This is a genomic window from Stenotrophomonas sp. GD03819, assembly GCF_029841665.1.
Taxonomy (GTDB): Bacteria; Pseudomonadota; Gammaproteobacteria; order Xanthomonadales; family Xanthomonadaceae; genus Stenotrophomonas; species Stenotrophomonas geniculata.
This window is the reverse complement of the sequence record NZ_JAOCEW010000010.1, coordinates 102,445-125,344: the sequence shown is the minus strand read 5'-3', so window position 1 is coordinate 125,344 and position 22,900 is coordinate 102,445. Positions and strand designations below refer to the sequence as shown.

Below are 22,900 nucleotides of genomic sequence, written 5' to 3'. Positions count from 1 at the left end.
TTGGTGCCCATGGCGATGCGGTTACCCGGCTTGCTGGCCATGCGCATGGTGCCGGTGGTGCCGTCCTCGTTGCGGTAGGTCACGTTGTAGCCGGTAACACGGCTCGACTCGGAGGTTGCGGTCTCGGTGTGGCACTGGCGCTCGGTACGGTTGACCACGCGGCCCCCCACGTGGCGCTTGTCGATCTGGTTGCCGATGAAGCCACCGGCCACGGCACCGGCCGCGGTCGCGGCCTTCTTGCCGTTACCACCGCCGACCTGGTTGCCCAGCAGGCCACCCACCACAGCACCGACCACGGTGCCGCCGACGTTGCCGTCACGTTCCGGCAGGCGCTCCTGCACCGTCACGTCCTGGCAGACTTCATGCGGTGTCTGGGTGGTGGAGGTCTCGCGCACCGCATCGGTGCCGATCACGGTGGCGTAGGCCTTCTGCTTCTCGGTGATCGGGTCGACCTTCAGCACGTCGGCATATTCCAGCCCACGCGGTGCCGACGGGTCGAGCGTGTCACCACGCGCGCCATCGTCAGTGGCGTTGCCATCGACCAGGCGCGATTCGCCATTGGGGGTTCCGGCGCTGATGGAATCAGGCGACGTGTCGCCGCTCTTCATGAAGGCGGCGGTGGCGATACCACCGACCAGCAGCGCGCCCGCTGCGACCAGGACAGTTGTAGTTGTGCTTTTCATGACCTGCTCCTTGCGGACCATCCGCAACGTTCTCGGACCAGATTGCAGCATGCGCTGCCTGAACGGAATCTCCACATTTCCTGCTCATTCCCGTAACCCATTCAGCATCGGGAAATGCTGGGCCCGTGGTAGCGTTTGCATATTCCCCAGGAGGACCCCCGCCATGGCCAACCCGATGTTGCTGCCGGTACTGCAATGGGCGCGCCGGCTGCGCCACCCCACCCTGTTCAAGCTCACCGCAGGCCTGTTCGTGCTGACCCTGTTCATCCCCGACCCGATCCCGTTCGTCGATGAACTGGTGCTCGGCTTCGGCACCCTGCTGCTGGCCAACTGGAAAAGCCGCAACACCGCCACAGCGCCGCCGTCGCTGGAACAGCGTTGAACCTGCTGGTCGACAGCCACTGCCATCTCGATGCCGGCGAGTTCGACAGTGACCGCGCCGCCGTGATCGCACGCGCGCAGGCCGCTGGCGTGCGCCTGCAGGTGGTGCCGGCGGTGACGGCGGCCAGCTGGCCGAAGCTGCGGGAGGTCTGCCAGCAGGCGCCGGGGCTGTACCCGGCCTACGGCCTGCACCCGATGTTCCTGCCCGAGCACCGGCCCGGCCACCTGCCGCTGCTGCGCGAGTGGATCGAGCGCGAACGCCCCTGCGCGATCGGCGAATGCGGCCTGGACTTCTTTGTCGAAGGCCTGGATGCCGAGACGCAGCAGGCGTACTTCATCGGCCAGCTGCAACTGGCCCGTGAGTTCGAGCTGCCGGTGATCGTGCATGCGCGGCGCGCGGTGGACGTGGTGATCGCCGCGATCCGTCGCATCGGCGGCCTGCGCGGCGTGGTGCACAGCTTTTCCGGCAGTCCGGAACAGGCGGCACAACTGCACCTGCAGGGCTTCCTGCTCGGGCTCGGCGGCCCGTTGACCTACGAACGCGCGCAGCGCCTGCAGCGGCTGGTGCGCGACATGCCGCTGGAACAGCTTCTGCTGGAGACCGACGCGCCCGACCAGCCTGACGCCGGCATCCGCGGCCAGCGCAACGAACCGGCACGGCTGGCGGTCATCGCCCGCCACGTGGCCGCGCTGCGCGGGATGGAGCTGGACGCAGTGGCCCAGGCCACGACGGAGAATGCACGACGCCTGTTCGCGCTGCCGGCAATGTAACGGCAGGTGCCGGCCGCTGGCCGGCACGATCCATCACACCTCGCTGGCCTCTACCGCTTCGGCCTTCACTTTCTTCGGCTCCAGCAGCATTTCCAGTGCCTTGCCCACCGCCGCGAACGCGAACGCGCCAGTGATATGGGTCGCCGCACCCAGGCCGGCGCCGCAGTCCAGCTTCAACGCCGCATCGGCGCCAAGGTTCGGGCGGATGCCACAGACGCTGCCATCAGCCTGCGGATACTTCACGTTCTCCAGCGAATACACTGCCGGCACACCGAAATAGCGCTTGGCATTCTTCGGGAAATTGAACTCGCTGCGCAGCTTCTTGCGGATCAGCGCCAGCATGGCGTCGTGCTCGGTGCGCGAGACGTCGCGGATGCGCACCAGGGTCGGATCGGTACGGCCACCGGCGGCACCGACGGTCAGCAGCGGCAGCTTGCGGCGACGGCACCAGGCAATCGTCTCGACCTTGACCCGGAAGCTGTCGCAGGCATCGATCACCAGATCGAAGCCCCGGTCCAGCAGCTCCGCCATGTTCGACACGGTCAGGAACGCCTGCACGGCATCGACCTCGATATCCGGATTGATCGCGCGGCAGCGCTCGGCCATCGCCTCGGCCTTGTTGCGGCCGTAGTTGCCCTCCATCGCCGGCAGCTGCCGGTTGGTGTTGGAGACGCAGATGTCATCGGCATCGATCAGGGTCAGGTGGCCCACCGCCGAGCGGGCCAGCGCTTCCACCACCCATGAGCCGACGCCGCCCATGCCCACCACCGCCACTCGGCTACCCTGCAGGCGCTCGAGCGCACCCACGCCATACAGCCGTTCGATGCCGGCGAAGCGTTGTTTGACCTGTTCGTTCATCCCGCTATTTTAACGTGCAGGCGCCAGCGCCTGCAGCGCGCCGGCATCGAACCCACCGTTGCACGCCCGGAGAGCCCGCCATGAACGCCAGCCCACCCCGCCGCCACTCCACCGCCTACCGCTATCTGTTCGTGCTCGGCCTGGGACTGTTGATCGGCCTGATCGGCACGGTGATGGTGGGCCGCGCCCTGCAGGCGCGCCGCGACCCGTTCCCGGACAGCCTGATGCAGGTGATGCAACGGCAATCGCAGCTGCTGCAGCAGGCCCAGCAGCAGAACCGCTGCAGCCTGGCCGACAGCGTGCCGCGCCTGCAGGCCCTGCGCCTGCTGTCCAACGACCTCGATCTGGCCTTTCCCGGGCTGAAGGACAACGCGCAGTTCCAGCAGCACGCCAGCCAGCTGCGTGGCAACCTCAACGCCGCCCTGGCCGCGCCGCCCAGCGACTGCACGGCCCTGGCCCAAGTGGTGGAAACCGTGCAGGCCGACTGCCGCGCCTGCCACCAGGACTTCCGCTGAGCCGCATTCATCCTGCAGCCGGGCAAGGCACGCACGGTTGGCGCGTCGTTCACGTTCGAAAGGAGACGATTCGTCCACCCTGCTGCATGACGCAGTACCACCCCAGACACCCGCCTTCACGGCCAGGAGACGCCCCATGAAGATCCAGCTCATTGCCGCCAGCGCCATCGCTACCCTCGCCCTGGCAGGCTGTGCCACCTCGCCTGGCTACGGCGGTGGTGGTTACAACAACGGCTACAACAATGGCGGCTACGGCAACAACGGCGGTTACAACCAGGGCCGCTGCGCTGACTGCGGCATCGTCACCCGCATCAACACCGTGCAGTCCGGCCGTACCGCCCCCAGCGCGACCGGCGCGATCCTGGGCGGCATCGTCGGCGCCGTGGCCGGCCACGAGATCTCCGACCACACCGGTGGCAGCCGTGGCAACAAGAACATCGCCGCCGCTGCGGGCGCAGTCGGTGGCGCGCTGGCCGGCAACCAGATCCAGAAGAACGTGACCAGCGACACCTACGACATCAGCGTGCGCATGGACGATGGCCGCACCATCGTGGTCAACCAGCGTGACCTCGGCGGCATCCGCGAAAACACCTACGTGCGCGTGGTCAACGGCAAGGTCATCCTGCGCTGATCCGCACCGGGCCATGCGCAACGAAAAAGGCCCGCTTGCGCGGGCCTTTTTCATGCCGACAGGCGGCGGGCATTACACCGGCTGCACCTTGTCAGCCTGCAGACCCTTCTGGCCCTGCACGACTTCGAAGCTCACAGTCTGGCCTTCCTTGAGGCTCTTGAAGCCCTGGGTCTCGATGGCGCGGAAGTGCACGAACACGTCCTCGCCATTCTGCCGGCTGATGAAGCCGAAGCCCTTCGCATCATTGAACCACTTTACGGTACCGGTCTCGCGATCAGCCATCTCACTAACTCCCTTTGACTCTCTCTTGTTGTTGGAAACGCCTGGTGGGCGGCTGACAAGCAAGGGGGAAGCGAGGTGCATCGATGCAGCGGATCGGGAAGATCTTGCTTCATCAGGCCACGATCCACGGTGACCTTGCCAAGCTCAGCGACTGCAACTTAACCCGCCCAAAACGAAAAAGCAACTGGCAAAATCTTTCACTGTCAACCCCAAAACGGCCACCATACGGGACAGCATGGGACTCTCATTCATCTTATATCTGCTAGCGGTCATTTTTGTCCTGGTCGGCATCGCCGGGATCATCCTGCCAGCCCTCCCCGGCATCCCGCTGGTATTCATCGGACTGCTGCTGGCGGCCTGGGCCGACGGCTTCGCCCATGTGGGCTGGCCAACCTTGGTCGCACTGGGTGTACTGACCGTGCTCTCGCTGCTGGCGGACGTGCTGGCCACAGTGGTGGGCGCACAACGGGTGGGCGCCAGCCGGAAGGCGCTATGGGGCACGTTCCTCGGCAGCATCGTCGGCCTGTTCTTCATGCCGATCGGCCTGTTCGCCGGCCCGTTGATCGGCGCCCTGCTCGGCGAGTACTGGCACACCCGCGAGCTGGGCCGCTCGACCAAGGTCGGCCTGGCCACCTGGCTCGGCATCCTGCTCGGCCTGGCGCTGAAGCTGGCGGTGGTGATCGCGATGCTGGGGCTGTTCGCCTTCGCCTGGTTCCTGTGACCGGTGCAGCCTTCACGCTACACGCACGCAGTGGCCGTGCATAAACCGTAGGGGCTGGCCGCGATCCGGTACAGCCGCCACACTGTGCGATTCCCGTATTCACCGAAGGGCCTGCTGGAATGACCCTCCCCCCGCTGCTTCCCCGCCTCGCGCCGCTGGCGCTGGCCCTGGCCAGTGCGCCGCTGGCCGCGCAGGAATTCGTGCCCAGCACCGACACTTCGCCGGCGGCGTGTGCCGCCATCACCACCGACGCCGCGCGCCTGGCCTGCTATGACCGCCTGTTCGCGCACACCCCGCAGGCCACGGCCGCTGCCGACGCCGCTGCCGAGGCGGCCGCGCAGGCCCGTCGCGAAGAGCGCCAGACCGCACGCGTGAGCCAGGGCGAAGAGAAACTGCGCGAACGGGTCAGCGACCTGTTCCGTCCGGCAGCACCGGACAGCGCGCTGGCCAACGCCGGACGCGGTTCGCTACTGGACAGCCGCTGGGAGCTGGCCGAGGACTCCAAGCTGGGCCCGTTCCAGCTGCGTGCCTACAAGCCGGTATACCTGCTGCCGGCGTTCTGGACCAGCGACCGCAACACCACGCCGCATTCGCCGAACCCGGCCAACACGGTCACCACCCCGCAGGTACTCGACAGTGCCGAACTGAAGTTCCAGATCAGCTTCAAGACCAAGATCGCCGAGAACCTGTTCGGCGACAACGGCGATATCTGGGCCGGCTACACCCAGAGCTCGCGCTGGCAGGCCTACAACGGCGAGGATTCGCGCCCGTTCCGCGAAACCAATTACGAGCCGGAAGTGATGATGGTATTCCGCAACGGCTACTCGATCGGTGGCTGGCGCGGGCGCATGACCGGCATCGCACTGAACCATCAGTCCAACGGCCGCGCTGATCCGCTGTCGCGCAGCTGGAACCGGGTGATGCTCAACATCGGCCTGGACCGTGAGAACTGGGCACTGGTGCTGCGTCCGTGGTACCGCATTCCCGAGACCCGCAGCGACGACAACAATCCGGACATCGAGGACTACATGGGCCGCGGTGACGCGACCCTGACCTGGAACCGCAACGGCCATGAAGTCTCGCTGATGGCGCGTCATTCGCTGCGCACCGGCAGCCGCTCGCACGGCGCCCTGCAGCTGGATTACGGCTTCCCGATCAGCAACCTGCTGCGCGGCCATGTGCAGATCTTCGACGGCTACGGCGAAAGCCTGATCGACTACAACCACAAAGCCACCTACGTGGGTGTGGGCGTGTCGCTGCTGGAGTGGTTCTGATGGACGTGACGATCTGGCATAACCCGGCCTGCAGCAATTCGCGCGGCGCCCTGAAGCTGATCCGCGATGCGGGCTTCGAGCCGGAGGTGATCGAGTACCTCGGCAATCCCCCCGATGTGGCCACACTGCGCCAGGTGCTGGCCGAATCCGGATTGAGCGCGCGTGATCTGGTGCGCAGCAAGGAATCGCAGTTCGCCGAACTGGGCCTGGAAGATGCGGACGAGGCCACGCTGCTGGCCTCGATGGCCGAACACCCGCGCCTGATCAACCGCCCCGTGGTGCGCACGCCCAAGGGCACACGGCTGTGCCGCCCGCCGGAAACGGTGCTGGAGATCCTGTAACCCGCACTGCTTTGGTAGAGCCGAGCCATGCTCGGCTGCATTCATGGACTGCACGCGAGCAGCAGCCGAGCATGGCTCGGCTCTACAGAACTGGTTATCGCCAGTCGGTGATGCCCTCGCGGCGATACACCTCGGCGAACGCCGGGCGCGCCTTCATCGACGTGGCATGCGCCTTCAGCACCGGCCAGGTGTCGCTGGGCTTCGGCATGCCGCGCGACCAGCGCATCAGCATCACCAGCATGTAGTCGACCACGCAGGGCGTGGCGCCCAGCAGGTAGGGACCATGCACCTGCAGGTGCGTGGCGACATGCTGCCAGGCCGCTTCAAGGCGCTGACGGGCCATCTCGCGGCTCGCCTCGATATTCGCCTCCCCCGCCATTTCATGCGGGTAGAACCAGGCGCGATAGGCGGGCTGCAGCGTATTGGCACACCAGAACATCCATCGGTAGGCATCGGCACGCTGTGGCGTACCCACCGGGGGCAGCAGGTTGGCGTCCGGATGGCGATCAGCCAGGTACAACGCAATGGCCGCCGCTTCGGTCAGCACCAAGCCATCGATCAGCAGCGTCGGCACCACACCGGCCGGATTCAGCGCCAGGTACTCCGCCGACTTGTGCTCGCGCGCGTCGAAATCCAGCAGCACCAACTCGTGCTCGATGCCCAGCTCGATCAACAGCCAATGCACCACGAGGGCGGCAGTACTGGTCGAACCATACAGCGTGGTGCTCATGCGGAAGATCCTGTGCAGGTGGATCCGCCGATTATGCGCCCGCGCGCGCGATCGTTGCTCAGCCGCAGCTGCTCATGCAGGAATCCCGGCGTTCGCCACAGGACATCATCGGCGCGCGCATCGTGCAGTCATGCGCCTTCAGTTCGCAGGCACGGCGCAGTTCGGGGTTGGCAACGTCCTTGCAGCGCTTGTCCGGCGCAGGCACCGCCTGCTGCTCGCAGCTGAAGGCACTGTTGCCGGTGCTGCCCCGCGCCATGCAGCTGCGATAGTCGGCCTGGCACTGCATGCGGCACTGCGAGGAGGCGGAGAAATCCGCACCTTCATAGGATGACGTTGTGCTGCAGCCGGCCAGGACCAGCAGGAACACAGCCGCGACGGATCGATGCAGGCGCATGGGCACATCCAGTGCAGGGGAGTGCCGACCCTAGCAGACTACGGTTACTCGTGCAGGCACCTACGCGTGCCGCGATCAGTACACGGGAATACCGGTGTTGGTGCGGACGTCATTCACGGTACCGCCGCAGGAGAGCAGGCACTGGGCGTACGGGGCACTGCATGAAGGAAGCGCCGGGGGACCGCAGTAGTTGCCGGCACCGTTGCCCCCTTCGCAGTTGTGCCGCTGCTTGTCGTCGGCGATACCACTGCAACGGCTGATGATCCGGCTCTTCTCGCTTTCGCAGCTCCGCTGATCCGATTCGGCACGGGCGCGGTTGTGGAAGTCGCACGTCGCCTTCTGGCTCTCGCAGACCGACGCGCAGATCTTCCCCGCTTCGTGGGTGGGTGGCTCGACGAAATAACGTGGCCCGCAGGCGCTGCACGCCAGCGTGGCGACCAGCAACACGAAAACACGCGACCACTGCAGCACGATGGACTCCCTTCCAGTACGCCGGCCAGTACGTTGGCAGAGCAGGCCGCGCGCGGGCAGGCTGCACACAACAACGGCGCCACGCGGGCGCCGTTGCCTGAAACGGAAGCGGAAGACTTACTCCACCACCACCGGAATCTTGCCGATGCGGGCCTGCCATTCGCGCGGGCCGGTCTTGTGTACCGATTCGCCAGTGGAATCCACTGCCACGGTCACCGGCATGTCCTGCACGGTGAACTCGTAGATCGCTTCCATGCCCAGATCAGCGAAACCGACCACCTTGGCCGCCTTGATCGCCTTGGACACGAGGTAGGCCGAACCGCCGACCGCCATCAGGTAGGCCGACTTGTGCTTCTTGATCGCCTCGATTGCGGCCGGGCCGCGCTCGGCCTTGCCGACCATACCCAGCAGGCCGGTCTGCGCCAGCACCTGCTCGGTGAACTTGTCCATACGGGTCGCCGTGGTCGGGCCGGCCGGGCCCACCACTTCGTCGCGCACCGGATCAACCGGGCCCACGTAGTAGATGAAACGCCCCTTCAGATCGACCGGCAGTTCCTCGCCCTTGTTGAGCATGTCGACCATGCGCTTGTGCGCGGCGTCACGGCCGGTCAGCAGCTTGCCGTTGAGCAGCAGGGTCTGGCCCGGTTTCCAGCTGGCCACGTCCTCCGGCGTGATCGTGTCCAGGTCCACCCGGGTGCCCTTGGACGCGTCATAGGTCAGCTTCGGCCAGTCTTCCAGCGACGGCGGGTCCAGCATCACCGGGCCGCTGCCGTCCAGGGTGAAGTGCGCGTGGCGGGTGGCCGCGCAGTTCGGGATCATCGCCACCGGCAGGTTGGCCGCGTGGGTCGGGTAATCGTTGATCTTGATGTCGAGCACGGTGGTCAGGCCACCCAGGCCCTGCGCACCGATACCCAGTGCATTGACCTTCTCGTACAGCTCCAGGCGCAGCTCTTCGATGCGGTTGGACGCACCACGGGCCTGCAGCTCGGTGATGTCGATCGGTTCCATCAGCGCCTCCTTGGCCAGCAGCATCGCCTTCTCGGCGGTGCCACCGATGCCGATGCCGAGCATGCCCGGCGGGCACCAGCCGGCGCCCATGGTCGGCACGGTCTTCAGCACCCAGTCGACGATGGAGTCGGACGGGTTGAGCATGGCGAACTTGGTCTTCGCTTCCGAACCACCGCCTTTGGCGGCAACGATGACGTCGACCTTGTTGCCCGGCACCACCTTGACGTTGACCACGCCCGGGGTGTTGTCCTTGGTGTTGATGCGCTTGCCGGCCGGATCAGCCAGCACCGAGGCGCGCAGCTTGTTGTCCGGGTGCATGTAGGCGCGGCGCACGCCTTCATTGGCCATGTCTTCCACGCCCATGGTGGCGTCATCCCAACGCACGTCCATGCCGATTTCCAGGAACACGGTGACGATGCCGGTGTCCTGGCAGATCGGACGGTGGCCTTCGGCGCACATGCGCGAATTGATCAGGATCTGCGCCATCGCCTCCTTCGCGGCCGGCGACTCCTCGCGCTCGTAGGCGGCGGCAAGGTTCTTGATGTAGTCGACCGGGTGGTAGTACGAGATGTACTGCAGCGCGTCGGCGATGGACTGGATGAGGTCTTCCTGCTTGATCGATGTCACGGCTTGCTCGCTTGCTCGAGGCTGGCGGGGGTAATCCGCCCATTTTACCCCCTCCCCCGGCTCCGGGGTGGTCGTGCCGGCCGCTGGCCGGCAAGATTCCCCCGACGCTCTGTCACGCCACGCGCCACTGCGGCGTCCTTGCCCACATGAACGCCGAAACCGTTTTCCAGACCCACCGCCCGCGTCTGATGGCGCTGGCCTATCGCCTGCTCGGCAGCCGCGCCGACGCCGAAGACGTGGTCCAGGACGCCTGGCTGCGCTGGTCCGGCGCCGATCCTGCCAGCGTCCGCGATGCAGAGGCCTGGCTGGTCACCACCACCACCCGGCTCGGCCTGGACCGCCTGCGAGCGGCCAAGCGCGAGCGCGCGCACTACGTCGGCCCATGGCTGGCCGAACCGCTGGCGGTCACCCTGGAGCCGGACCCGGCGCCCGGCCCGGCGCAGCTGCATGCGCTGGCCGACGATGTCTCGGTCGCCTTCCTGACCCTGCTCGAACAGCTCGGCCCCGAGGAACGCGCCGCCTTCCTGCTGAAGGAGGCGTTCGACCACGACTACCGCGAAATCGCCGACCTGATCGGCCACAGCGAAGCCAACTGCCGGCAGCTGGTGCATCGGGCCCGGCAGCGCCTGCAGGCCGGACGACCGCGCTTCAACGCCGATGCCAGCCAGCACCGGCAGCTGCTGGCGCGCTTCATGGATGCCTCCCAGGTTGGCGACAGCGAGGCGATCCAGGCCCTGCTGCACGCCAACGCGCAGCTGGTCTCCGACGGTGGCGGCGTGGTCACCGCAGCGGTACGCCCGCTGCTGGGCGCCGAGCGCATCGGCCGCCTGTTCTGGGCCATCGCACGTCGTGGCGCGGTGCATCCGGCGCAGCTGGGCTACGTCAACGGCGAGCCGGCGATCCTGCGCTTCCATGGCGATCGGCTGCACTCGGTCACCACCATCGAAGTGGTCGATGGCCGCATCGCCAACGTGTACAGCGTGCTGAATCCGGAAAAGTTGCCGATCGTTGTCACGCACGGTGACGGCACGGCGTCCTCGTAATGAAAGGCGGCCATCGTGGCCGCCGTGGAGCCGATAATGTCCGACCACACCTCTCCCCGCGTCCCCTACACCCGCCTGGCCGCCGAGGCCTTCAAGGGCCTGTTGGCCACCAGCCAGGCGGTGCATGACAGTTCGATCGACCCGACCCTGATGGAACTGGTGTTCCTGCGCGTGTCGCAGCTCAACGGCTGCGGCTACTGCATGGACATGCACGGCACCGCGCTGCGCAAGGGCGGCATTGAGCCGCGCAAGCTGGACACCCTGCCCGCGTGGCACGAAAGCCGCTTCTTCGATGCACGCGAACGCGCAGCACTGGGCTGGGCCGAGGCGCTGACCCGTTTGACCGACGGTGCGCCGTCGCAGGCGGCGTTCGATGCGTTGGCGCCGCATTTCGATGAGAAGGGCATCAGTGACCTGAGCATGGGCATTGCCGTGATCAACGCCTGGAACCGACTGGGCGCGGGCCTGCTGCCACCGCTGCCGTAAGAGGCTTTTGTTGGCCGGGCTGCCGCCCGGCACCCGCAGAGGCAACAACCAGAGCAACATCAAAAGCCGGCGCTACTGTGGGTTGGCGGGGCGGGTCAGGTCGCAGGGGACGCTGCAAGTACGTCCATGTAAGCTCGGTCGCCGCATCCGTGCGGCTCACGCCCCTGCGACCTGACCCACCCCGCCCTCGACAGACTTCTACTGCTGTTGGCAGGTGTCGACCTTGGTCGACACGGTAGATCCACGCCATGCGTGGATACGGGGGGCTGGATCAGATCCCTTTGCAAAGGGATCTGATCCCGGTGCCGGCCACACGGCTGCACTGACCCCATCTGCACGCGTCCGACGCGCACAATACGCGCATGCCTGCTACCCCCACCGCTGGCGCTGCCGCCGCGAAGAAACCCAGCCTGCGCCAGCGCTTCAGGGCGATGCGCAATCTGCCGCCGTTCCTCCGCATGGTCTGGAAGACCAGCCCCGCGCTTACCCTGGCCAGCCTTGGGCTGCGCCTGATCCGTGCGCTGCTGCCGGTGGCGATGCTCTACGTCGGCAAGCTGATCATCGACAGCGCCCTGCACCTGAGCCAGCACGATGCCGGCTTCCCGCCGCTGGGCGAAGCGCTGTCCAGTGGTCTGCTCAACCCACTGCTGGTCCTGCTGGCGCTGGAATTCGGCCTGGCCATCGGCTCGGACCTGCTCGGCCGCCTGGTCAGCTACGCCGATGCCCTGCTCTCGGAGCTGTTCGCCAACGTCACCAGCATCCGGCTGATGGAACACGCGGCAACGCTGGATCTGGAGGACTTCGAGGATCCGGACCTGCAGGACAAGCTGGACCGCGCGCGGCGCCAGACCATGGGCCGGATGAACCTGATGAGCCAGCTGTTCGGCCAGGTGCAGGACGCGATCACCGTGGCCAGCCTCGCCGTCGGCCTGCTGGTGTACGCGCCGTGGCTGATCCTGCTGCTGGCGCTGGCACTGGTGCCGGCCTTCATCGGCGAATCGCACTTCAATGCGGCCGGCTACAGCCTCAACTTCCAATGGACGCCCGAGCGCCGCCAGCTCGACTACCTGCGCCAGCTCGGTGCCAGCGTGGAAACGGCCAAGGAAGTGAAGATCTACAACCTGCACCGCTTCCTGGTAGAGCGTTACCGACGCCTGTCGGTGGCGCTGTTCCAGGCCAACCGGGCGCTTGCACGGCGCCGCGCGTTCTGGGGCACGCTGCTGGCCGCGCTGGGCACGCTGGGGTATTACACCGCCTACGCCTATATCGCCTGGCGCACGGTGCGCGGCGACTTTTCGATCGGCGACCTGACCTTCCTCGCCGGCAGCTTCCTGCGCCTGCGCCAGCTGCTGGAAGGCCTGCTGATCGGGTTCTCGCAGGTGGCCAGCCAGGCGCTGTACCTGGATGACCTGTTCTCGTTCTTCCAGATCCAGCCGGAAATCCACTCGCGTGAAGGCGCCGTGCGCGTGCCGCAGCCGATCCGCCAGGGCTTCGTGTTCGAGAACGTCGGCTTCCGCTATCCCGATGCCGAACAGTGGGCGGTGCGCCATCTGGATTTCCAGCTGCACGCCGGCGAAGTGCTGGCCCTGGTCGGCGAGAACGGAGCGGGCAAGACCACGCTGGTGAAGCTGCTGGCGCGGCTGTACGAACCGGACGAGGGCCGCATCCTGCTCGATGGCCGTGACCTGCGCGACTACGACCTGGACGACCTGCGCGCCAACCTCGGGGTGATCTTCCAGGACTTTGTGCGCTACAACCTCAGCGCCGGCGAGAACATCGGCGTCGGCCAGGTCGAGGCGATGGACGACCAGGCACGCATCGCCGACGCCGCGCGGCGCGGCATGGCCGACGACGTGATCGACGACCTGCCCGGCGGCTACGACCAGCTGATCGGCCGCCGCTTCAAGCAGGGCGTGGACCTGTCCGGCGGCCAATGGCAGAAGATCGCCATTGCCCGCGCGTGGATGCGCAATGCGCAGGTGATGATCCTGGATGAGCCAACCGCAGCGCTGGATGCCCGAAGTGAGTTTGAAGTGTTCCAGCGGTTCAGGGAACTGGCGGATAATCGCACCGCTGTATTGATTTCCCACCGTTTTTCCTCGGTACGCATGGCCGATCGCATCCTGGTGCTGGCCGATGGCCGCATCGAGGCCAGCGGCACCCATGAGCAGCTGATGGCCCAGGGAGGACGGTACGCCGAGCTGTTCGAGCTGCAGGCGGCGGGTTACCGCTGAGAACGCCTCTCGTTCCGCCTAATGAGAACCTGTCTCATTTGAGATAGAATCACCCCCGACGACTTTCGATAGATACGCCCATGTCCTCCGCTTTCGGCGCCGAAACGGTGCTTGAGGTCCGTCACTGGACCGACGCCTACTTCAGCTTCACCACCACCCGCGACAGCGGCTTCCGCTTCGAGAACGGCCAGTTTGTGATGATCGGCCTGGAAACCGAGGCGCGGCCGTTGCTGCGCGCCTATTCCATCGCCAGCGCCAACTGGGAAGAGCATCTGGAGTTCTTCAGCATCAAGGTGCAGGACGGCCCGCTGACCTCGCGCCTGCAGCACATCAAGCCGGGCGACAAGGTGCTGGTTGGCAAGAAACCCACCGGCACCCTGCTGATCAGCGACCTGCACCCGGGCAAGAACCTGTATCTGCTGGGCACCGGCACCGGCATGGCACCGTGGCTGTCGGTCATCAAGGACCCGGAAACCTACGAGCGCTTCGAGAAGGTGATCCTGTGCCACGGCGTGCGCTACGAAAAGGACCTGGCCTACCGCGATTACTTCGAGAAGGAACTGCGTGAGCATGAGTTCCTGGGCGAGATGATCGGCGACAAGCTGCTGTACTACCCGGCCGTCACCCGTGAACCGTTCGCCAACCAGGGCCGCCTGACCCAGCTGATGGAGAGCGGCGAGATGCAGCGCACCCTCGGCCTGCCGGAGCTGAGCCCGGAAAACGACCGCGCGATGATCTGCGGCAGCCCGCAGATGCTGGCCGACCTGCGCACCGTGCTCGACGCGCGTGGCTTCCAGGTTTCGCCGCGCATCGGCCAGCCGGGCCACTATGTCTTCGAGCGCGCGTTCGTCGAGAAGTAAAGCGCGGGGCACCGACCCCGCCTCTGCACCCGACCTGTTGCATACCCTGCGCATTGCCGGCATGGTCCGCCACACACGGGCCGATGGCCCTCCTGGGGAATACACGGATGATGGACACATGGATCCCGCACCGGATGCGGGCGTGGGCGATTGCCGGTCTTCTGCTGGCGGCGACTCCGGCGTGGGCTGCGCCGCCCGCCCGTGGCGACGTGCCGCCGCAGGCACTGGGCAACGACCGCAAGGGCAATCCGGTCAATCTGGCCGAGCAGCGCGGCAAGGTCGTGATCGTGACCTTCTGGGCCTCCTGGTGCGGCCCCTGCCGCAAGGAACTTCCGATCCTGGCCCATCTGCAACAGGTGGTCGGCGAGGACGCGTTGAAGGTCTACGCGGTCAACTGGGGCGAACCCCGACTGGAAGTCAGCCGTCTGATCCGTCAGCGCGACTGGCCGAAGCTGGAGTACCTGCATGATCCCGGCGGCGCGCTGGCCGAGCAATTCGGCATCGTCGCAGTACCCCACATGTTCATCGTCGGCCGCGACGGCACCGTCGCCCATGCCCACCGCGGCTACAGCGAGGCCAGCCTGCCGCAGATCATGCAACAGGTGATCGATGCACTGCCCGAAGAAGTGCGCAACCGCGAGGCAGGCGCAGCAGCGCTGGGGCACTGACTACGTACATCGCCTCCTGCGCGAACAAGGCGTGTTACAGCAGCGCTTCGATCTCGTCGCGCAGCTGCTCCGGCCTGGTGGTGGGCGCATGCCGCGACACCACCCGCCCCTGGCGATCGACCAGGAACTTGCTGAAATTCCACTTGATGCGGGCGCTACCGAGCAGGCCGCGCTTCTCGCGTGACAGCCAGGCCCACAACGGATCAGCCCCCTCGCCGTTGACCTCGATCTTCTCCGACAGCGGGAAGCTGACCGGATAATCCAGCGAACAGAACTGGCGGATCTGCGCGGCGTCGCCGGGCTCCTGCGCGCCGAACTGGTTGCATGGGAAGCCGATCACCACCAGGCCACGCTCACGGTAGTCCTGCCACAACTGTTCCAGCCCGGTGTACTGCGGGGTGAAGCCACAACGGCTGGCGACATTGACCAGCAACAAGGGACGGCCCCGGTACTGATCCAGCGCCTGCGGCTGGCCGTCGAGGTCACGGAAGCTGAAATCGTAGGCGCTGGTCATGATGGCGGGCCGTGGGCGGTGAATGCATGGTACCCGCGCCCGGCCCCACCAGCATGCCTTTTGACACAAGTGCGGGCGCGGCCGGCCGGGTTAACCTCGGGCCCTTGTCTGCCTTACCGGAGTTCCTACCTTGACCACTCGCCTTGCCCTTGCCGTGGCCATGTCCCTCGGCCTTGCCCTGCCCGCCTTCTCCGCCGGCGCCGCCACCCCGGCTGCCAGCACCCAAGCCCAGCAGGCCAATCCGTTCTTCGCCGAAAGCCCGCTGCCGCTGCACTTCCCGCAGTTCGACAAGATCAAGGACAGCGACTTCGCCCCGGCCTTCGACGCCGGCATGGCGCAGCAGCTGAAGGAAGTGGAGGCCATCGCCAACAACAAGGCCAAGCCGACCTTCGACAACACCATCATCGCGCTGGAAAAGAGCGGTGACATCCTCGACCGCGCGACCACCGTGTTCTTCAGCCTGGTGGGCGCCGATACCAACGACACCCGCAAGAAGCTGCAGGCCGACTACTCGGCGAAGTTCGCCGCGCACAGCGATGCGATCGCGCTGAACGGCAAGCTGTTCGCGCGCATCCAGGCACTGTACGACACCCGCAGCCAGCTGGGCCTGGACGCCGAAGGCGTGCGCCTGGTCGAGAAGTACTACGACAACTACGTGCGCGCCGGCGCCAAGCTGTCCGACGCCGACAAGGCCAAGCTGAAGGAAATGAACGCCGAGCTGGCCAACCTGGGCACCAAGTTCAGCCAGAACGTGCAGTCGGAAGTGAACGCTTCGGCAATCACCGTCGACGACGTCAAGGAGCTGGACGGCCTGTCCAAGGAGCAGATCGCCGCCGCTGCCGAAGCCGCCAAGGTCCGCGGCCAGGACGGCAAGTACGTGATCACCCTGCTCAACACCACCGGCCAGCCGCCGCTGACCAACCTGGCCAACCGCGCCCTGCGCCAGAAGATCTACGAAGCATCGGTGAGCCGCGGCAGCCGCGGCGGTGAGTTCGACAACACCGCGCTGGTCTCGCGCATCATGCAGCTGCGCGCCGACAAGGCCAAGCTGATGGGCTTCCCGAACTTTGCCGCCTACAACCTGACCAACCAGACCGCCAAGACCCCCGAAGCGGTCAACGCGATGCTGGGCAAGCTGGCCCCGGCCGCGGTGGCCAACGCCAAGCGTGAAGCCGCCGACCTGCAGGCGATGATCGACCAGGAACAGAAGGCCGCTGGCAAGCCGACGTTCAAGCTGGAACCGTGGGACTGGGCCTTCTACAGCGAGAAGGTGCGCCAGGCCAAGTACAACTTCGACGAGTCGCAGCTGAAGCCGTACTTCGAAATGAAGAACGTGCTGGAGAACGGCGTGTTCTACGCCGCGGGCCAGGAATTCGGCCTGACCTTCAAGCAGCGCACCGACCTGCCGGTCTACCACGATGACGTCACCGTCTACGACGTGTTCGACGCCGACGGCAGCCAGCTGGCGATCTTCATCTTCGACCCGTATGCACGCGCCTCCAAGCGCGGTGGCGCGTGGATGAACTCCTACGTCTCGCAGTCCAAGCTGACCGGCTTCAAGCCGGTGGTCGCCAATCACCTGAACATTCCGAAGCCGCCGGCCGGCCAGCCGACCCTGCTGACCTGGGACGAGGTGAACACCACGTTCCACGAGTTCGGCCACGCCCTGCACGGCATGTTCTCCAACGTGAAGTACCCGTACTTCTCGGGCACCTCGGTGCCGCGTGACTTCGTCGAGTTCCCCTCGCAGGTCAACGAGATGTGGGCCGACAACCCGGTCATCCTGAAGAACTACGCCAAGCACTACCAGAACGGTTCGGCGATGCCGCAGGCGCTGCTGGACAAGGTGCTGGCGGCGGCCAAGTTCAACCAGGGCTTCGCCACCACCGAGTACCTGGGTGCAGCCATGCTTGATCAGCGCTGGCACCAGATCGGCGCCGACCAGGTGCCGGCCGCCAAGGACGTGATGGCCTTCGAGCGCGCCGCGCTGGAGAAGGACGGCATCTACTACGCGCCGGTTCCGCCGCGCTACAAGACCCCGTACTTCAGCCACATCATGGGTGGCTACTCGGCCGGCTACTACGCCTACATCTGGTCCGAAGTGCTCGACGCCAACACCCAGAAGTGGTTCAAGGACAACGGCGGCCTGAGCCGCAAGAACGGCGACCACTTCCGCGCCACGCTGCTGTCCAAGGGTGGCAGCGTGGATGCCATGCAGCTGTTCCGCGATTTCGCCGGCCACGAGCCGCAGATCGAACCGCTGCTGGAAAAGCGTGGCCTGACCGGCGCCGGCAACTGATCGCCGCTGCGGCAGCCTGAAACGAAAACCGCCCGGGAAACCGGGCGGTTTTTTGTTGGGTCATCCACGCATGGCGTGGATGCTCTTGCAGATCAGCGTGGCGCCACGTACCCGCCCGGCACGCCTTCCGGCGACAGCACCAGCTGCCACAACTGCGCATGCCGGCAGCGGAAGGTGGCCATCGATCCGGCCAGGTAGAACCGCCACATGCGGCGGAAATGCTCGTCGTAACGCGTGTCCAGCTGCGGCCACGCCGCTTCCACGTTGCGTCGCCAGGCCTGCAGGGTCAGGTCGTAATCGGTACCGAAGTTGTGCCAGTCCTCCAGCACGAAACGGCCTTCGAACGCCCGGGTGATCTGCACTGCCGACGGCAGCATCGAGTTGGGGAAGATGTAGCGCGCGATCCACGGATCGGTGCGATGCCGGGAGATGTTGGTGCCGATGCTGTGCAGCAGCAGCAGGCCACGCGGCGACAGGCAGCGTTTGGCCACCTCGAAGAAGCTGGCGTAGTTCTTGTCACCGACGTGCTCGAACATGCCGATCGAGAAAATCGCATCGAACGGTTCGTCCAGTTCCCGGTAGTCCTGCAGGCGGATTTCAATCGGCAGCCCCGCGCACAGCTCGCGGGCAAACTCGGCCTGTTCCTGCGAAATGGTCACGCCGACGCCGCTGACGCCGTAGCGCTCGGCTGCGAACTTCAGGGCTTCGCCCCAGCCACAGCCGATGTCCAGCACACGCTGACCCGGGCGCAGCCCCAGCTTGCGGCACACCAGGTCGAGCTTGGCTTCCTGCGCGGTGTCGAGATCGTCGGCATTGCGCCAGTAGCCACAGCTGTAGACCAGGCGCTGGCCGAGCATGGCCTGGTAGAGATCGTTGCCGAGGTCGTAGTGGCGGCGGCCGACTTCGTAGCTGCCCTGCCCCACCTGCAGGTTGAACAGGCGCGCCTTCAGCGCATCGGCCACTTCGCGCCAACCGTGCACCCGTTCGTCCAGGTGCGCCTGCATCAGGTGGACGAGGAAATCATCCAGGACGTTGGCATCCCACCAACCCTCCATGTAGCTCTCGCCGAGGCCGAGCGAGCCTTGGCCCATGACCCGCGCGAAGAAGCGCGGGTCATGCACCTGGATATCCTGTGGCTGGGTACCGCCGATGCGGACCCCGGCTTCCTGCAGCAGGCCGGCGACCCGCTCCTGCAACCCTGTATCCACGCCACCTCCTCGACTGCGGTCAACCGCGTGCGAACAGCTCCACGTAGTCCTTGGCCACGTGCGGCAACAGCACCGCCGCCGGAACATCGGCGGTCTGGGTGCCGTCCGAGTATGGACCCACCTGGTAGGGCGGGAAAACAAAGCGCAGTGCCGTGATCTGCCCCTTGTCGTCGGTCAGCGGCTGGAACTGGCTGAAATTGTCGGCCTGCGGGCCGGTACCGTCGGCGATCATGCGCGATGCGTTGCGCAGCGATTCCTGCAGCTGGGCCGGGTCCATGTCCTCGCCGCTGAGCCGCGTGGCCACGCGTTCGCGCAGCTGGTCGGCAACGAAATCACTGATCGCCTTCCAGCCCTTGGCATCGGCCACCAGCTTGTCGGCGCTGAGCATCTGCTGCTGCGCCGGCAGCCACACGAAACGCGCCACCAGCGGCTCGCCGTGGGCGCCACCGGTATAGCGGCTGCCATCGGCACTGACCACCACCAGCTGTGGCGTTTCCAGCAGCTTCTCGAAGCTCAGCGACAGCTCGTAGGGCATGGTCGGCTTGTCATTGCCCAGCCCGTCCAGTGCCTGCTGCAGGTCGCTGCGAGCGCTGGTGGCATAGTCCTGCAGCGCGCGTGCCAGGCCCGGGTAGCGGTCGATGCCGGCCGGGTAGCTGATGCCCACCACTTCGCGTTCGTTGTTCTCGATCACGTCGCGCAGGTCCAGCGGCGCTTCCGTGGCCGGCGTTTCGCCTGCGGCGGTGGTCTCGGCGGCAGGTGCCCCGTCGGCCACCGGTGCCGGTTCGCTCTCACGCTGGCAACCGGCCAGCAACAGCACGCCCACCACGCCGGCCAGCACGCTGCCGTGCAATGGCCGGTTGTTTCCAATCTTCATCGGGATCCCCTGTTCATGTTTGTACATCATCGCCTGCCATGGCTGAAGCGTGGCCCGCTGGCATTCAGCCAACGAGCAGGTCGTGGTACTCCTCATGCCGCTGCAGGAAGGCCTCGGCGTAGGAACACGCCGGCACCACCTTGTACTTCTGCTCACGGGCAAAACGCAGCGCCACACGGGTCAGCTCACCGGCAATGCCCCGGCCGGCGATCGGCTCGGGCACCTCGGTATGCGTGATGACCATGCGCCTGCGTTTGATCTGGTAATCCAGCACCGCCAGCTGTCCGCGCACACGGGCGGTGAAGCGATGGTTGGCCAAGTCGTGTTCGACCTCGTAGGCCAGACCGGGGGGCGTGACCGAAGCCATGGAACTGTCTCCTGCGGCGACTGCGTGGATGGTGCGCAGCCGGGCGCCATGATCGCGTGAAGCCTGAACAGGGGCAAGTCCAGTCCGTTCACGTCAGTTTTCGACCCTCAAGCTGGAGGGCCGGCGGCCGCTATCGCCTGTGGAGGGGTACGGCCAGGCTGGCACGGCCCTTGCGACCGTTGATCATGCGCACCACCGCGGAGGCACCGATGCACCCCAGCGATCCCCATTCCGATACCGACCGCGCCCTGCTGGAGGGCCTGCTGCAACTGGCGGTGGAAGGGCAGACCGAAGACCAGGATTTCCAGCGCATCGGCGAGGAAGTGTTCGCCCGCCTGCTGGACACCTACGGCCAGCAGACCGCGATCTGAGCCTGCCGGGGCGGATCGCTGCCGATCCGCCCCGCTCCCGCCATCAACCGCCGCCGAGGCGGAAGGTCGGGTTGGAAAGCTCGCGCAGGAAGTGGGTGAAGATGCTCGGCTGCATGGCCAGCATGAAGATCACGCCGAACGCCGCGCCCGCCAGGTGGGCGCTGTGGTTGATGCGGTCACCGCCGCGCTTGTCCATCCAGATGCTGTAGCCGACGTAGAACGCGGCGTAGACGATGGCCGGCGCCGGGATGAAGAACACCAGGATGATCGACCACGGCTTGATCAGGATGAAGGCGAACAGCACCGCCGACACCGCCCCGGACGCACCCAGGCTGAGGTAGTTCGGGTTCTTCTGGTTCTTCAGGTAGCTGGGCAGGATCGAGACCAGCAGCGCACCGATGTAGAACGCCGGGTAGGTCAGGTAGCTGCCGGTCAGCTGCACCATCACGCTCTCGATGAATCCCCCGAAGAAGAACAGGGTGATCATGTTGAAGATCAGGTGCGACCAGTCGGCATGGATGAAGCCATAGGTCACCAGCCGGTCGTACTGGCGGTGACGGTCGATGGCCGGCGGCCACAGGATCAGGCGGTCGGCCAGCTTGCGGTTGTTGAACGCCATCCACGACAGGATGGCGGTGATGGCGATCAACAGCAGATTGACGGGGGTCATGTCAGGCTCAGGCGCTACGGTAGTTGTCGACCATACGATAGCGTTTTGCGTACCAACCGAAGGCCAACGCCGCGACGAAGGCGAAACCGGCGAAGAAGAACATCAGGAATGCCGCCTCGCTCAGGCCGGTACTGGCGATCTTGTGGGTCACCACGTCATTGCGCACGGCTGCATTGGACAGCAGCACCCACAGGTTGCCGATGGTGGTGGTCAGGTTCCAGAAGCTCATGACCACACCCTTCATGGCCTGCGGCGCCTGGCTGTAGGCGAACTCCAGGCCGGTGGCCGAGACCAGCACCTCACCGAAGGTCAGCAGCGCGTACGGCAGCATCTGCCAGAAGATCGACATGGCGTTGCCCCCGTCCATCACCACCTGGATGCCGCCGACCACGATCCAGGCCAGGCCGCTGAAGGCGATACCGGCGGTCATGCGGCGCAGCGCGGTCGGCTCGAAGCCGAAGCGGCGCAGGGCCGGGTACAGCACCAGATTGTTGAACGGGATCAGGATCATCACCAGCAGCGGGTTCAGCGCCTGCATCTGCGAGGCGGTGAACCAGCTCGGCATCTGCATCTGCTGGCCCTGCAGGACCCAGGTCGAGGCCTTCTGGTCGAACAGCGAGAAGAACGGCGTGGTCAGCGCAAAGATCACCAGCACGCGCAGCACCGAGCGCACGCCTTCCACGGCTTCGGCCGGATGCTGGCCACGGGCACGCTCCAGCTGCAGCCAAGTGCCGCCGCCGATGCCCGCCAGGACCGACACCAGCGCCAGGCACAGGCAGATGACGATGCCCAGCGAGCCGACCAGGCTGAACGAGGCTGCTGCCAGCACCAGGCCGAGCACGGCGATCACCAGGCCCGGACGGCCCTGGCCGGTCACGCGCGTGGTCAGTGCGGTACGCACCACGTTGGCGAACGAATGCGGATCCTTCGGCGGCAGCGGCACCAGCACGTAGCGCTTGCGGCCCAGCCAGAACACGAAGGTGGCGATGAACATCAGGATGCCCGGGATACCGAACGCCCACTGCGGGCCCCAGTTCTTCAGCACCAGCGGGATCAGCAGCGAGGCGAACAGCGAGCCGAAGTTGATGATCCAGTAGAAGGCGTCGAAGACGATCTTGGCCAGGTGCTTGTTGCTCTGGTCGAACTGATCACCCATGAACGAGGCCACCAGCGGCTTGATGCCGCCGGCACCGAGCGCGATCAGGCCCAGGCCGAGGAAGAAGCCCTCGCGGCTGTTCTCGAACAACGCCAGGCACAAGTGGCCGGCGCAGTAGACCAGGCTGAACCAGAGAATGGTGTGGTACTTGCCGAAGAACCTGTCGGCCAGCCAGCCTCCGAGCAGCGGGAAGAAATACACGCCGATCATGAAGCTGTGCATGATGTCCTTGGCTTCACCGGCACGGCCTTCCGCAGTGATTTCCTGCAGCAGCAGCGAGGTGATCAGGAACTGCACCAGGATGTTGCGCATCCCGTAGAAACTGAACCGCTCGCAGGCCTCATTGCCGATGATGTACGGGATCTGGCGCGGCATCTTTCCCTGGCCGGCGATGGGGGCAACTGCGTCGTGGCTCATCCTGTAAGGCAATCCTGCAAAGCGAAAGGCGCAAGATTACCGGAAG

At 65.9% G+C, this 22,900-nt stretch carries 27 protein-coding genes; 14 read left to right on the top strand and 13 right to left on the bottom strand.

Going from position 1 to position 22,900, the window contains the following annotated elements:
• Positions 1 to 683, bottom strand: a 683-nt coding sequence (locus N5D45_RS08265) for a glycine zipper 2TM domain-containing protein (RefSeq protein WP_279938730.1), incomplete at its 3' end; no start/stop codon positions are given.
• Positions 684 to 846: 163 nt separating this feature from the next.
• Between N5D45_RS08265 and N5D45_RS08260 the strand changes: the two genes are divergently transcribed.
• Positions 847 to 1,065 carry a DUF6116 family protein gene (locus N5D45_RS08260; protein ID WP_197656615.1) on the top strand — a complete coding sequence of 73 codons (219 nt, stop codon included), beginning with the start codon at positions 847 to 849 and terminating at the stop codon, positions 1,063 to 1,065.
• Positions 1,062 to 1,835, top strand: coding sequence for a TatD family hydrolase (locus tag N5D45_RS08255; RefSeq protein ID WP_197656616.1), 774 nt, complete (start codon positions 1,062 to 1,064; stop codon positions 1,833 to 1,835). The genes N5D45_RS08260 and N5D45_RS08255 overlap by 4 nt, the downstream gene beginning before the upstream one ends.
• A gap of 33 nt (positions 1,836 to 1,868) precedes the next feature.
• Here the strand turns inward: N5D45_RS08255 and N5D45_RS08250 are convergent, their stop codons facing one another.
• Positions 1,869 to 2,693 carry a tRNA threonylcarbamoyladenosine dehydratase gene (locus N5D45_RS08250; RefSeq protein WP_010486808.1) on the bottom strand — a complete coding sequence of 275 codons (825 nt, stop codon included), beginning with the start codon at positions 2,691 to 2,693 and terminating at the stop codon, positions 1,869 to 1,871.
• Positions 2,694 to 2,773: 80 nt separating this feature from the next.
• On the opposite strand from N5D45_RS08250, the gene N5D45_RS08245 reads away from it, so the two are divergent.
• Both N5D45_RS08245 and N5D45_RS08240 read left to right on the top strand, forming a co-directional pair.
• Positions 2,774 to 3,208 (top strand): cytochrome c, encoded by a 435-nt coding sequence (locus N5D45_RS08245; RefSeq protein WP_279938729.1) that lies wholly within the window; start codon positions 2,774 to 2,776, stop codon positions 3,206 to 3,208.
• A 136-nt stretch (positions 3,209 to 3,344) separates the two neighbouring features.
• Positions 3,345 to 3,839 carry a glycine zipper 2TM domain-containing protein gene (locus tag N5D45_RS08240; RefSeq protein ID WP_010486804.1) on the top strand — a complete coding sequence of 165 codons (495 nt, stop codon included), beginning with the start codon at positions 3,345 to 3,347 and terminating at the stop codon, positions 3,837 to 3,839.
• Positions 3,840 to 3,911: 72 nt separating this feature from the next.
• Here N5D45_RS08240 and N5D45_RS08235 read toward each other — a convergent pair whose 3' ends face one another.
• Positions 3,912 to 4,121, bottom strand: a complete 210-nt coding sequence (locus tag N5D45_RS08235) for a cold-shock protein (RefSeq protein ID WP_010486802.1) — start codon at positions 4,119 to 4,121, stop codon at positions 3,912 to 3,914.
• A 235-nt stretch (positions 4,122 to 4,356) separates the two neighbouring features.
• Between N5D45_RS08235 and N5D45_RS08230 the strand changes: the two genes are divergently transcribed.
• From N5D45_RS08230 to arsC, 3 genes are all read left to right on the top strand, one after another.
• The gene (locus tag N5D45_RS08230; RefSeq protein ID WP_019337375.1) at positions 4,357 to 4,842 is read left to right on the top strand and encodes a DUF456 domain-containing protein; all 486 of its coding nucleotides are present in this window, start codon (positions 4,357 to 4,359) and stop codon (positions 4,840 to 4,842) included.
• A 119-nt stretch (positions 4,843 to 4,961) separates the two neighbouring features.
• On the top strand, positions 4,962 to 6,116 hold the full coding sequence (locus tag N5D45_RS08225) for a phospholipase A (RefSeq protein ID WP_019337376.1): 1,155 nt from the start codon (positions 4,962 to 4,964) through the stop codon (positions 6,114 to 6,116).
• Entirely contained in the window at positions 6,116 to 6,457 is a 342-nt protein-coding gene (arsC, locus tag N5D45_RS08220; RefSeq protein WP_019337377.1) for an arsenate reductase (glutaredoxin), read from the top strand. Before N5D45_RS08225 ends, arsC begins: the two co-directional genes overlap by 1 nt.
• Before the next feature lie 94 nt (positions 6,458 to 6,551).
• On the opposite strand, the gene N5D45_RS08215 is transcribed toward arsC, so the two are convergent.
• From N5D45_RS08215 to N5D45_RS08200, 4 genes are all read right to left on the bottom strand, one after another.
• On the bottom strand, positions 6,552 to 7,187 hold the full coding sequence (locus tag N5D45_RS08215; protein ID WP_049482402.1) for a glutathione S-transferase family protein: 636 nt from the start codon (positions 7,185 to 7,187) through the stop codon (positions 6,552 to 6,554).
• Between the two features lie 58 nt (positions 7,188 to 7,245).
• Entirely contained in the window at positions 7,246 to 7,581 is a 336-nt protein-coding gene (locus N5D45_RS08210) for a hypothetical protein (protein WP_043401568.1), read from the bottom strand.
• A 75-nt stretch (positions 7,582 to 7,656) separates the two neighbouring features.
• The gene (locus N5D45_RS08205) at positions 7,657 to 8,052 is read right to left on the bottom strand and encodes a hypothetical protein (protein WP_197656618.1); all 396 of its coding nucleotides are present in this window, start codon (positions 8,050 to 8,052) and stop codon (positions 7,657 to 7,659) included.
• 117 nt (positions 8,053 to 8,169) lie between these two features.
• Positions 8,170 to 9,687, bottom strand: coding sequence for a fumarate hydratase (locus N5D45_RS08200; protein ID WP_033832916.1), 1,518 nt, complete (start codon positions 9,685 to 9,687; stop codon positions 8,170 to 8,172).
• A gap of 146 nt (positions 9,688 to 9,833) precedes the next feature.
• Here N5D45_RS08200 and N5D45_RS08195 point away from each other — a divergent pair, with 146 nt between their 5' ends.
• The 5 genes from N5D45_RS08195 (at position 9,834) to N5D45_RS08175 (ending at position 14,978) form a co-directional block, all read left to right on the top strand.
• Positions 9,834 to 10,730: an RNA polymerase sigma-70 factor gene (locus tag N5D45_RS08195; protein WP_197656619.1), complete on the top strand. Its 897-nt coding sequence runs from the start codon at positions 9,834 to 9,836 to the stop codon at positions 10,728 to 10,730.
• A 36-nt stretch (positions 10,731 to 10,766) separates the two neighbouring features.
• Positions 10,767 to 11,216 carry a carboxymuconolactone decarboxylase family protein gene (locus tag N5D45_RS08190; RefSeq protein WP_010486783.1) on the top strand — a complete coding sequence of 150 codons (450 nt, stop codon included), beginning with the start codon at positions 10,767 to 10,769 and terminating at the stop codon, positions 11,214 to 11,216.
• Between the two features lie 362 nt (positions 11,217 to 11,578).
• Entirely contained in the window at positions 11,579 to 13,450 is a 1,872-nt protein-coding gene (locus N5D45_RS08185) for an ABC transporter ATP-binding protein (protein WP_279938728.1), read from the top strand.
• A gap of 80 nt (positions 13,451 to 13,530) precedes the next feature.
• A complete protein-coding gene (locus N5D45_RS08180) occupies positions 13,531 to 14,310 on the top strand; it encodes a ferredoxin--NADP reductase (RefSeq protein ID WP_010486777.1) in 780 nt (259 codons plus the stop codon).
• A gap of 110 nt (positions 14,311 to 14,420) precedes the next feature.
• Positions 14,421 to 14,978: a TlpA disulfide reductase family protein gene (locus tag N5D45_RS08175; protein ID WP_279938727.1), complete on the top strand. Its 558-nt coding sequence runs from the start codon at positions 14,421 to 14,423 to the stop codon at positions 14,976 to 14,978.
• A 34-nt stretch (positions 14,979 to 15,012) separates the two neighbouring features.
• Here the strand turns inward: N5D45_RS08175 and N5D45_RS08170 are convergent, their stop codons facing one another.
• The gene (locus tag N5D45_RS08170) at positions 15,013 to 15,492 is read right to left on the bottom strand and encodes a glutathione peroxidase (protein ID WP_197656622.1); all 480 of its coding nucleotides are present in this window, start codon (positions 15,490 to 15,492) and stop codon (positions 15,013 to 15,015) included.
• A 130-nt stretch (positions 15,493 to 15,622) separates the two neighbouring features.
• Between N5D45_RS08170 and N5D45_RS08165 the strand changes: the two genes are divergently transcribed.
• Positions 15,623 to 17,791: a M3 family metallopeptidase gene (locus N5D45_RS08165; RefSeq protein WP_197656623.1), complete on the top strand. Its 2,169-nt coding sequence runs from the start codon at positions 15,623 to 15,625 to the stop codon at positions 17,789 to 17,791.
• A 92-nt stretch (positions 17,792 to 17,883) separates the two neighbouring features.
• Here the strand turns inward: N5D45_RS08165 and cfa are convergent, their stop codons facing one another.
• The 3 genes from cfa to N5D45_RS08150 are packed head-to-tail and all read right to left on the bottom strand — an operon-like array spanning position 17,884 to position 20,240.
• Positions 17,884 to 18,999 (bottom strand): cyclopropane fatty acyl phospholipid synthase, encoded by a 1,116-nt coding sequence (gene cfa / locus N5D45_RS08160; RefSeq protein ID WP_057503449.1) that lies wholly within the window; start codon positions 18,997 to 18,999, stop codon positions 17,884 to 17,886.
• 19 nt (positions 19,000 to 19,018) lie between these two features.
• Complete coding sequence (locus N5D45_RS08155; protein WP_049482644.1) at positions 19,019 to 19,900, bottom strand: DUF3298 and DUF4163 domain-containing protein; 882 nt, start codon at positions 19,898 to 19,900, stop codon at positions 19,019 to 19,021.
• Positions 19,901 to 19,937: 37 nt separating this feature from the next.
• On the bottom strand, positions 19,938 to 20,240 hold the full coding sequence (locus N5D45_RS08150; protein WP_006455911.1) for a GNAT family N-acetyltransferase: 303 nt from the start codon (positions 20,238 to 20,240) through the stop codon (positions 19,938 to 19,940).
• A gap of 185 nt (positions 20,241 to 20,425) precedes the next feature.
• Here N5D45_RS08150 and N5D45_RS08145 point away from each other — a divergent pair, with 185 nt between their 5' ends.
• A complete protein-coding gene (locus N5D45_RS08145; RefSeq protein ID WP_049453088.1) occupies positions 20,426 to 20,611 on the top strand; it encodes a hypothetical protein in 186 nt (61 codons plus the stop codon).
• Between the two features lie 43 nt (positions 20,612 to 20,654).
• Here N5D45_RS08145 and N5D45_RS08140 read toward each other — a convergent pair whose 3' ends face one another.
• Both N5D45_RS08140 and N5D45_RS08135 read right to left on the bottom strand, forming a co-directional pair.
• A complete protein-coding gene (locus tag N5D45_RS08140; protein ID WP_010486760.1) occupies positions 20,655 to 21,281 on the bottom strand; it encodes a rhomboid family intramembrane serine protease in 627 nt (208 codons plus the stop codon).
• A 7-nt stretch (positions 21,282 to 21,288) separates the two neighbouring features.
• A complete protein-coding gene (locus N5D45_RS08135) occupies positions 21,289 to 22,854 on the bottom strand; it encodes an oligopeptide:H+ symporter (RefSeq protein ID WP_197656625.1) in 1,566 nt (521 codons plus the stop codon).
• Positions 22,855 to 22,900 lie beyond the last annotated feature (46 nt).